The following is a 9185-nucleotide window of genomic DNA, read 5'->3' as shown; positions in this document are numbered from 1 at the left end:
GCAGCCCCACCGCGCGGGTGTCGGCCGGGGCCGCCGCCTGACCCGGCAGGGCACCGGTGAGGCGGTCGGTGGGCAGGCTGCCCGTGAGGCGGTCGGTGGGCAGGTCACCGCTCAGGGACTCCGTCGGCAGGTTGCCCGCACGCAGCGAGTCGGCGGACAGTGCGTGCAGCGGCAGCGCGTCGACGACCTCGGTGGTGGGCACACCGCCCGCGGTCAGGGAGTCCGTCAGCGCGTCGGTCGGCAGGGTGCCGGTGGACAGGGCGTCGACGGGCAGCGCACCGGTGAGCACGTCGGTGGGCCGGGCGTCGGCGGGCAGCGCGCTGGTGAGCGTCTCGGTCGGCAGGCCGCCGCGCAGGTGGTCACCGGCGACGGGCAGGCCGCCGAGCAGTTCACCCGCCGGGCCCGAGGCGGGGCCGCGCGGGTCCTCGACCTGCTCCACGGTGTCGTAGGTGGCGTCCGCTGCCCGCGCCAGGCTGTCCGGGAGGTCCAGGACGGAGTCCTCGACGCTCATGGTCTCCACCCCGGCGATGTGCTCGAAGGTCTCAGCGGGGTCTGCGGCGGCGGAACCGGCGGCTCCGGCGGCCATGGCGGCACCCAGTGCCGCAGCACCGAGAGTCTTGATCTGGGCCTGCTTCATGTCAGCTACGTCCTCTGGTGGATGCTTCGGGCAGCTCACCGAACGTAGTCAGGTATTCACGCCGGTCGCAAACACCGCAACGCGGCCGGGAGGGGGTGTCCCCCGGCCGCATCGCGGGTCGGTGCGCCCGGCGGCGCGTCAGTCCTGGTAGCGCGTGGAATCGCTGGTCACCGCGTGACTCGCGGTTGCCTGCCGGAAGAGCCATGCGGACTTCAGTTCGGCGTAGCCAGGCTTGATCACGTCGTTGATCATCGCCAGACGTTCATCGAAAGGGATGAACGCGGACTTCATCGCGTTGACGGTGAACCACTGCATGTCGTCGAGCGTGTAGTGGAAGGTCTCGACCAGGTGCGCGAACTCCTGGCTCATGCTGGTGCCGCTCATCAGGCGGTTGTCGGTGTTCACCGTCGCCCGGAAGCGCAGCCGCCGCAGCAGCCCGATGGGGTGGTCGGCGTACGAGGTGGCGGCGCCGGTCTGGAGGTTGGAGCTGGGGCACAGCTCAAGCGGCACGCGCTTGTCGCGGACGTAGGCGGCGAGCCGACCCAGTTCCACCGAGCCGTCCTCGGCGACTGTGATGTCGTCGATGATGCGCACCCCGTGCCCGAGCCGGTCCGCGCCGCACCACTGGAGTGCCTGCCAGATCGAGGGCAGGCCGAACGCCTCGCCGGCGTGGATGGTGAAGTGGTTGTTCTCCCGCTTCAGGTACTCGAAGGCGTCCAGATGACGGGTGGGAGGGAACCCGGCCTCGGCGCCGGCGATGTCGAAGCCGACGACGCCCTGGTCGCGGAAGCGGTTGGCGAGCTCGGCGATCTCCAGGGCCCGGGCTGCGTGCCGCATCGCGGTCAGCAGCGCACCGACACGGATGCGGTGGCCGGCGGCCAGGGCCCGGCGCTCGCCCTCGCGGAAGCCCTCGCTCACCGCGTTCACGACGTCCTCGAGGGACAGCCCGGCTTCCAGGTGCTGCTCGGGGGCGTACCGCACCTCGGCGTAGACGACGCCGTCGGCGGCGAGGTCCTCGGCGCACTCGGCGGCCACCCGGAACAGGGCGTCGCGGGTCTGCATCACCGCGCAGGTGTGGGCGAACGTCTCCAGGTAGCGTTCCAGCGACCCGGAGTCGGCCGCCTCCCGGAACCAGATGCCGAGCGCCTTGGGCTCCGACTCGGGCAGTGCGTCGTAACCGACGTCCCGCGCCAACTCGACGATGGTGGCCGGGCGCAGGCCGCCGTCGAGGTGGTCGTGCAGGAGCACCTTGGGCGCACTGCGGATCTGGTCCATGGAGGGCTGCTGGCTGAGGGTCTCGCTCGTCATCTCCGCACTCTAGTTCCTACGCGCGTAGATTCCCAGTGCGTACCGCCCCGGATCACCACTCCGATCCGTCGGCGCGGCTCGCCCCCGGCCCGGACACGGACGCGCCGGGGCAGGACGGTGCGGCAACTCCCGTGTTCCCGGCGGAAAGCCCCTCTCGACGTGTGTTCCACGGCGCCGACTTCTGCGATCGTTCTCCCATGGCTCAGCAAGCGCTGCCCGAGCGGGACGCACGGTTGGGACGTCCCGTCGGCACGACGGGCACGGTGCACGGTGTGGTCCTGGTGCTGCCCGGCGGCGAACCGCAGTCGCACCGCCGCGGTTCGGCCCGGGCGGCGGCCGCCGCCTGGCCGCTGGGCCGCCACCTGACGCGGGCCGCACCCGAGGAGTCCCTCGTCTCCCACGTGGTGCACTACCGCTACCGGGGGTGGAACGGCGAGGCCGCGCACCCGGTCGCGGACACCGCCTGGGCCCTGGACGAGGTGGCGGAACGCTACGGGGACGTGCCGGTGTGCCTCGCCGGAACCGACCTGGGCGCCCGGGCCGCGCTGCGGGCCGCCGGGCACCCGTCGGTCGTCTCCGTCCTGGCGCTCGGACCGTGGCTGCCGCCGGTCGGTGAGGAGCCGGTGCGGCAACTGATCGGCCGGCACGTCCTGCTGGCGCACGGCACCGACGACCGGGACACCGACCCCGACCTGTCCTACCGGCTGGCGGAGCGGGCCAAGAAGGTCAACCCGGACGTCTGCCGGTTCGAGGTGCACACCGAGCGGCATACCCTGCGGCACCGGCGTGCCGACGTGTACGCGCTGGCCGCCGACTTCGTGCTGGGCACCCTGTGCGGACGGGACTTCTCCCGTCCGCTGACCGACGCCCTCGCCGCCCCGCCCCCGCTCGGCCTGCGCATGCCGCTGGCCACCGGCTTCGGCCGCCCCCACCGCTGACGCCCCCATCCGTGCCGCCGCGTGCGGCCACGGGTTCGACTGCCCAGCCGGAGACCGCGACGCCACGGGCGGGCACGGCGCCCGGCCAGCGCGCGAGCGGCACCCGGCAGCGCGGTGCGGGGAACACCGTCGACCGCCGGTACACGACCGACCACATGGAACGGGCGGTGGCGGGTACCGCGAGACGGGACAAAGCGGGCAACGAGTCTGCGCCAAGCAGGCAACACGGCAACGGGACGGTGGTCACCATGGCTGTTCTCCTGGCAGCACAGGTCGCTCAACGCGTACTGCGGGCCACCCGCTCGCAGCCGGCGGCGGGCACCAAGGCGCGGGCGAAGCGCGGGCGGCGGCCCCCGACGGAACAGGCCGGGGCGGGCGCCACCCTCGCCACCGCGCACGGTGCGTTCAACGTCGCCGGCGGCTTGTGGCCGCTACTGCACCTGCCCAGCTTCGAGTGGGTCTTCGGGCCGAAGCAGGACCGGTGGTTGCAGCGGACGGTGGGCGGCCTGCTGGTCGCGAACGGCATCTCCCAGCTCGGTGGCGCCGGCACCCTGGAGGGACAGGCCCGCGCGCGGACGATCGGCGTCACCACGGCCGCGACGCTGCTGGCCATCGACCTGGTGTACGTGCCGAGGGGCCGCATCCGGCCGACGTACCTGCTCGACGCCGCCACGGAGCTCGTCTGGATCACCGCCTGGCTGCGCAAGCCGACCTGAGGCTTCGGCTGGCCGCGAGCACGCGCACCGGCGCGGGTCAGAAGGCGTACCGCAGGCGCAGCCAGGGGGCGTGGGCGGCGATCAGCCGGCGCACGGCCTCGACCGCCTCGCCCTTCACGCCGGTGCGGTAGCGCACGTTCACGCTGCCGTTCTCGGAGCGTTTGGCCTGCTGCACGTCCGGACGCCACAGCACGTCCTCGGCCCGCGGATGCCAGCCGAGGTTCACCTCGTGCAGTTCCCGGTTGTGCGTCAGCATGATCACCTCGGCGGCGGCCTGCCGCTTCACCGCGGGGGTCAGCACGTCGTCCATCTCCCGCAGCAACCGCGCCCAGGCGTCCGCCCACCCCGGGCGCAGCACCACCGGCGACAGGTTGAAGTGGACCTCGTACCCGGCTTCCACGAAGTCGTTCGCCGCGGCGATCCGCTCGGCGACCGGACTGGTGCGGATGTCGAGCAGCCGGGAGTCGTCCGGCGGCATGACGGAGAACCGGACGCGGGTCCGCCCCCGGGGGTCGAGTGCCAGCAGGTCCGGGTTGACGAACTTCGTCGCGAACGACGCCTTGGCGGTGGGCCACTGCCGGAACGCGGCGACCAGGTCGGCGGTGTTGTCGCAGACCAGCGCGTCCACCGAGCAGTCGCTGTTCTCCCCCACGTCGTACACCCAGGCGTGCGGATCGCAGCTGTTCGGCTCCGGCTTCGGGCCCTGGCTGGCGACGTGCCGGCCGAGGTGGCCGATGATCCGGTCGATGTTGGTGAACACCGTGATCGGGTTGGCGTAGCCCTTACGGCGCGGCACGTAGCAGTAGGCGCACGCCATCGCGCAGCCGTTGGCGGCTCCCGGCGCGATCCAGTCGGCGGACCTGCCGTTGGGCCGGGTGGTCAACGTCTTGCGCTCCCCCAGCACCAGCGTCTCGCTCTTGACGCGGACCCAGCGCCCCACGTTGCCCTCGTTGCCGTGCAGGTGCGGAATCCGCCAGTGCGAGTCGACCTCGACGACCCGGGCGTCCGGAAACCGGGCGAGGATCTGCCTGCCGCGGACGGACGCGGCGGCCCCCGGTTCGGCGTGGATCTCACGGATCGCGAGCAGCCGCGCGGCCTCCGGCGAGTCCCGGTACCCCGTACCGGTCGGCCCGGGCCGACCCTCGGAACGCAGCGCGTCGAGCCCGAAGAGCGCGTCGGGCTCCTCGGAACGGTCGGGGGAAGGGCGCATGCTCGCTCCGCGGAGGACGTCACTGGCGGTGGACCGGCCCCGGAGGAGGCCCCGCCGCCATCCGGCAGACAGACGGAACGCAGGATTCCGCACCCGCCCGGGTGTACAAGGGTACAAAAGGCCGCCCTGTCGACCATATCAGGTCAGACGGGCTCCAGTAGATCAACGACGGAAAGACCGGTCTCTCCGTTGACGAGCTGAAGAGCCAGGTCGGCACGAGCAGCGAGGTCCAGCGGGGAGAGGCTCTCGGCGTACGCGGCGTGCACGATGCGATCAAGCCCCGCACCGACCAGCGGCGCGGCGGTGCGCAGCGAGGCCTCCAGAGCCACGCCCCTGGTGGCTCCGCCGTGCAGAATGATGTTCCGAGTGCGGTACAGCCGCCGCAGCGCGATACGGAAGGCGCTCCTCACCTCCCCCAGGACGGGACGAGGGTCCTTGACCAGGTCGGCCATGCGCTGGGCTGCGGACCAGTCGGTGTACCTGGTGGACGCTCCGCTGAAGTCCAGCGCCTGGGCCCCTCGCGCGTCCAGGGCCTCGGCCACCCGTCGGGCACGTTCCTGGTTCGTCGTGGCTGCCGTGATCGTATGGGCGAGAGCGTCGCTCGCCCGGGGCTTGTGGCGGTGCGCGAGGGCGGTGAGTTCGGCGCGGGGCCAGGAGCAGGCGATGATCGCCGCCATCCGGTCTGCTGCCACTGCCTTGCCCGACCGTTCACTGTCCTTGGGGTCGTCCGGGTGCGACAGCAATGACTCGACAGCGGCCCACGCCCCGGCAACGGCCGGTGCCATCGGGCCGCGGTTGACGGCGGCCGCGAGTTCCAGGGCGTCGTCGATCCGGCTGCGCCGGTCGGCGACCTGGTACAGATGGCCCTCGTTGACCAGGGTCAGAACGTCCGCGCCCCGCGCCGGGGGATCGAGTGGGACGGGCTGGGGATGACCCGCGACCCAGATACAGGGCAGGGGCTTCACCCCGCCTCTGCCCCGGCGCAGGAACTGAGAGCGGGCGGTCATGCGCTCCACCAGCTGCCGAGCCTGCTCCGCAGCGCTGAATGCGTCGAGCGCCCCGAACCGGTAGACGAACCCGCCTCCGGGTCGGATGCCCGACGTGTCGTGCCCGTGCTCGCGCAGCCACGACACGACCTGGCCCCTGTCGTACCAGCTCTCCAGCGGTTCGGCGAGATCCCGCCGAGGGACCCTCTCCAACGCCACCAGCACCTCGAACGAGCGGGCTGGGGTCCGGGCGAGCTCGGCGGCACTGTCCGCGATGTCCGACGTGGTGGCGCGAACCTGGTAGAGGTTTCTCGCCCATGTCCTCAGGTGGCTTGCGCTGTAGCCCAGGTCGAGCAGATGCGCGGCAACCGTACGGGAGAACCGCTCCGGCTTGGCCCGCTTCTCCACGGGACCGCTGACCGCCACCGCCCACCGCTCCAGGTAACCGACCCGTACGTGTCCGATCACCTCCTTGAGGCGGCGGCGCGATGGGCTCGGGTCCGGCAACGCGTTTCTGAGAAGCCCCGTGAGCTCCCTACGCAGTTCCTTGTCGCCAAGGCCCCGGTCGGGGCCGATCAACGCGCTGAGCTCATTGCGTTGCCAGTCACACGCCGTCTGCGCCAGCACTCCGTTCGCCTGCCAGTACCCGGCCTCCCACAGCTCTTCGAGGGCCAGCACCGAACCCACGTCCCACAGTCGACGCGCCCAAGGGGTGCCCTCATCGGTGAAGAAGTCGGCCATACGAGCGAGTACGTGCCGGGCATAAGGGTCTGAGTCGGGAGGCGAGGCCATCGACGCACCGTAGCGGATCAGGCCGACCCCTCCGGCGCACCGGATGAGTCCGTGGTATGGTCGCGGCAGACTTAAAGGGGCACTCGCCGTTCATTCGGCCTCTGCCCCTTTCTTCTTGCCCGCCGACACCCGCGTGGCTGGCCGGCTCACCGCCGCCGCCCGGTCGGCCGCCCTCTCCAGTTCCTCCTCCACCGATCCCACTGACGCGACAGTCGGCCAGGAGACAGCCGACCGCATCCCCCTTCCCACGGACAACGTGGCGCCGCTAGCTGCGGCTTCGAGAACATCGGGCAGGGCCCGCGAGGTGGTCAGGCGAGGAGTTGGCCGCGGCGGCTCAGCAGGAACCGTTTGAAGGCGGCCACCGGCGGGGTGTCCGGGTGGCCGTCGAGCCAGGCCACACCGATCTCCCGGGCGGCCCGCGGCGCGGTGACGGCGAGTTCGCGCACGCCGGGGCGGGGCACCGTAGGCGGCGGCAGCAGCGACACACCCAGCCCGGCGGCGACCAGGCCGCGCAGCGTCTCGGCCTCCTCCCCCTCGAAGGCGATCCGCGGCCGGAACCCGGCCTCGCTGCACAGCGCCTCGAAGATGCGGCGCATGCCGTAGCCGGGCTCCAGCGTGATGAAGGACTCGTCCGCCGCCTCGGCCAGCCGGATGCGCTTGCGGCCGGCCAGCCGGTGGTCCTCCGGCACGACCAGACGCAACCGCTGCTCGTCCAGCCGCCGCACGACGAGGTCGGGGGCGTCGGGCACCGGCGAGATGAGGCAGAGGTCCAGGTCACCGGCGCGCAACCGCTCCAGCATGGCTTCGCCGTAGTTCTGCACCAGCGAGAAGCGGATACGGGGATGGTCGGCGCGGAAGGTGCGGATGAGTTCGGGCACGGTCTCCGAGCCGAGCGTGTGCAGGAAGCCGAACGCGACCTTGCCGGTCGCCGGGTCGGCGTCGGACCGGACGGCCTCCGCGGCCTGCTCGACGGAGGCCAGCGCGGGTTCCACCGACCCGAGGAAGGCGCGCCCGGCGGGGGTCAGCGAGACGGTGCGGCCGTGCCGGGCGAAGAGGGCGACGCCCAGGTCCGCCTCCAGCCGGGCCATCGACCGGCTCAGCGTGGACTGCGGCACGGCCAGTTCCCTGGCCGCCCTGGTGACGTGCTCGTGCCGGGCGACCGCGACGAACTGCGCCAGTCGCGGGGTCAGCGTCGCCGCCCAGGAATCGGCGTCGATGTCCGCTGTGCGAAGTGTTGCCGGGATGTCTTTTTCGTTTCCGGACGGTGACACAGCCACCCCTCACCTCAGTTTATGCACCACAGCATCAATACCTGGCACTTTGTGCATTGGACGCATCAGAGGCGCGACTCTACCTTCGAACCATGCCTTCCGTTGATACCGGGGCACCCGCCACCACGGGTGCCTCTGCTCCGTCGTTCCCCGCCACCGGCAACCGCCGGATCAACCTCGCGCTGTTCGCCGTCGGCCTGGCCACCTTCGCGCTGCTCTTCTCCACCCAGGCCCTGCTGCCCGCCCTGTCCGCCGACTTCCACGTCACGCCGGACCAGGCCAGCTGGACGGTCTCCGCCGCTACCCTCGCCCTCGCCGTGTGCGTGCTGCCGCTGAGCATGCTCTCCGAGCGGTTCGGGCGGCGGCGGCTGATCACGGTCTCGGTGGCGGTCGCGGTGGGCATCGCCCTGCTGCTGCCGCTCGCACCGAACCTGACCGCGCTGATCGCGCTGCGCGCGGTGCAGGGCGCCGCGATCGCGGGCATTCCGGCGTCGGCGATGGCGTACCTGTCGGAGGAGTTGCGGCCCGGCGCCCTGGTCGGAGCGATCGGCCTCTTCGTGGCCGGCAACAGCGTCGGCGGCATGACCGGCCGCATCCTGACCGGCTGGGTAGCGGAGGGCTGGGGCTGGCGGGCGGCACTGCTGGCGGTGGCACTGCTCGCCCTGCTGTGCGCGGTGACGTACCGCCTGCTCGCCCCCAGGGCCCGCAACTTCACCCCCGCCCCGCTCGACCCCCGGGCGCTGGCCAGGACCCTGCGCGGTCACCTCGGTGACCCGCTGCTGCGGCGCCTCTACACGATCGGCATGCTCTTCATGGTCGTCTTCGGCGCGGTCTACACCGTGGTGGGCTACCGGCTGGTGCAGGAACCGTTCGGGCTCTCCCAGGGGCTGGTGGGTTCGATCTTCGTCATCTACCTCGTGGGGACCGGCTCGTCGGCCGCCGCCGGACGCGTCGTCGGCCGCCTGGGCCGGCGCGGCACGCTGTACCTGGCGATCGGGACCACCGCCGCAGGTCTCGCGGTGAGCCTGCTGGAGAGCCTGCCGGCGGTCCTGCTGGGGCTGGTGCTGATCACGGCCGGCTTCTTCGCCGGGCATGCCACGGCCTCCTCCTCGGTGAGCCGCAGCGTCACCTCGGGGCGGGCCCAGGCGTCGGCGCTCTACCAGATGGCCTACTACCTGGGCAGCTCGGTCGGCGGCACGGTCGGCGCGCTGGCCTTCCACGCGGCCGGCTGGCACGCGACGGTCCTGCTGTCGCTGGCCGCGCTGGCCACCGCGGGTGGCATCACGGTCTACGCGACCCGCCGCGCGGTGGCCGAACGCCGCCTGGC

Annotated in this window: 8 protein-coding genes; 3 read left to right on the top strand and 5 right to left on the bottom strand. The window is 72.2% G+C overall.

Translation table 11 applies throughout. The annotated features are described in order from the left end of the window. A partial coding sequence (locus ACYVE9_RS08840; RefSeq protein ID WP_461027192.1) for a hypothetical protein occupies positions 1 to 637 on the bottom strand: 637 nt, incomplete at its 3' end. Positions 638 to 775: 138 nt separating this feature from the next. After that, the gene (locus ACYVE9_RS08835; RefSeq protein ID WP_461027191.1) at positions 776 to 1945 is read right to left on the bottom strand and encodes an adenosine deaminase; all 1170 of its coding nucleotides are present in this window, start codon (positions 1943 to 1945) and stop codon (positions 776 to 778) included. A gap of 197 nt (positions 1946 to 2142) precedes the next feature. Here ACYVE9_RS08835 and ACYVE9_RS08830 point away from each other — a divergent pair, with 197 nt between their 5' ends. Together ACYVE9_RS08830 and ACYVE9_RS08825 are read left to right on the top strand one after the other, a co-directional pair. Further along, on the top strand, positions 2143 to 2883 hold the full coding sequence (locus ACYVE9_RS08830) for an alpha/beta hydrolase (RefSeq protein WP_461027190.1): 741 nt from the start codon (positions 2143 to 2145) through the stop codon (positions 2881 to 2883). Between the two features lie 248 nt (positions 2884 to 3131). Next, positions 3132 to 3599: a hypothetical protein gene (locus tag ACYVE9_RS08825; RefSeq protein WP_461027189.1), complete on the top strand. Its 468-nt coding sequence runs from the start codon at positions 3132 to 3134 to the stop codon at positions 3597 to 3599. 37 nt (positions 3600 to 3636) lie between these two features. Here ACYVE9_RS08825 and ACYVE9_RS08820 read toward each other — a convergent pair whose 3' ends face one another. From ACYVE9_RS08820 to ACYVE9_RS08810, 3 genes are all read right to left on the bottom strand, one after another. Then, the gene (locus ACYVE9_RS08820) at positions 3637 to 4809 is read right to left on the bottom strand and encodes a spore photoproduct lyase family protein (protein WP_461027188.1); all 1173 of its coding nucleotides are present in this window, start codon (positions 4807 to 4809) and stop codon (positions 3637 to 3639) included. A gap of 143 nt (positions 4810 to 4952) precedes the next feature. Then, complete coding sequence (locus ACYVE9_RS08815; protein WP_461027187.1) at positions 4953 to 6536, bottom strand: hypothetical protein; 1584 nt, start codon at positions 6534 to 6536, stop codon at positions 4953 to 4955. Positions 6537 to 6895: 359 nt separating this feature from the next. Continuing rightward, entirely contained in the window at positions 6896 to 7858 is a 963-nt protein-coding gene (locus ACYVE9_RS08810) for a LysR family transcriptional regulator (RefSeq protein ID WP_461027186.1), read from the bottom strand. Between the two features lie 92 nt (positions 7859 to 7950). Between ACYVE9_RS08810 and ACYVE9_RS08805 the strand changes: the two genes are divergently transcribed. Beyond that, positions 7951 to 9185 (top strand): MFS transporter (locus tag ACYVE9_RS08805; protein WP_461027185.1); only part of this gene is annotated, 1235 nt, incomplete at its 3' end.

The organism is Streptomyces sparsus (assembly GCF_054776295.1).
Note: the sequence above shows the minus strand (reverse complement) of the source record. Positions and strands in the feature narration are given on the sequence as shown.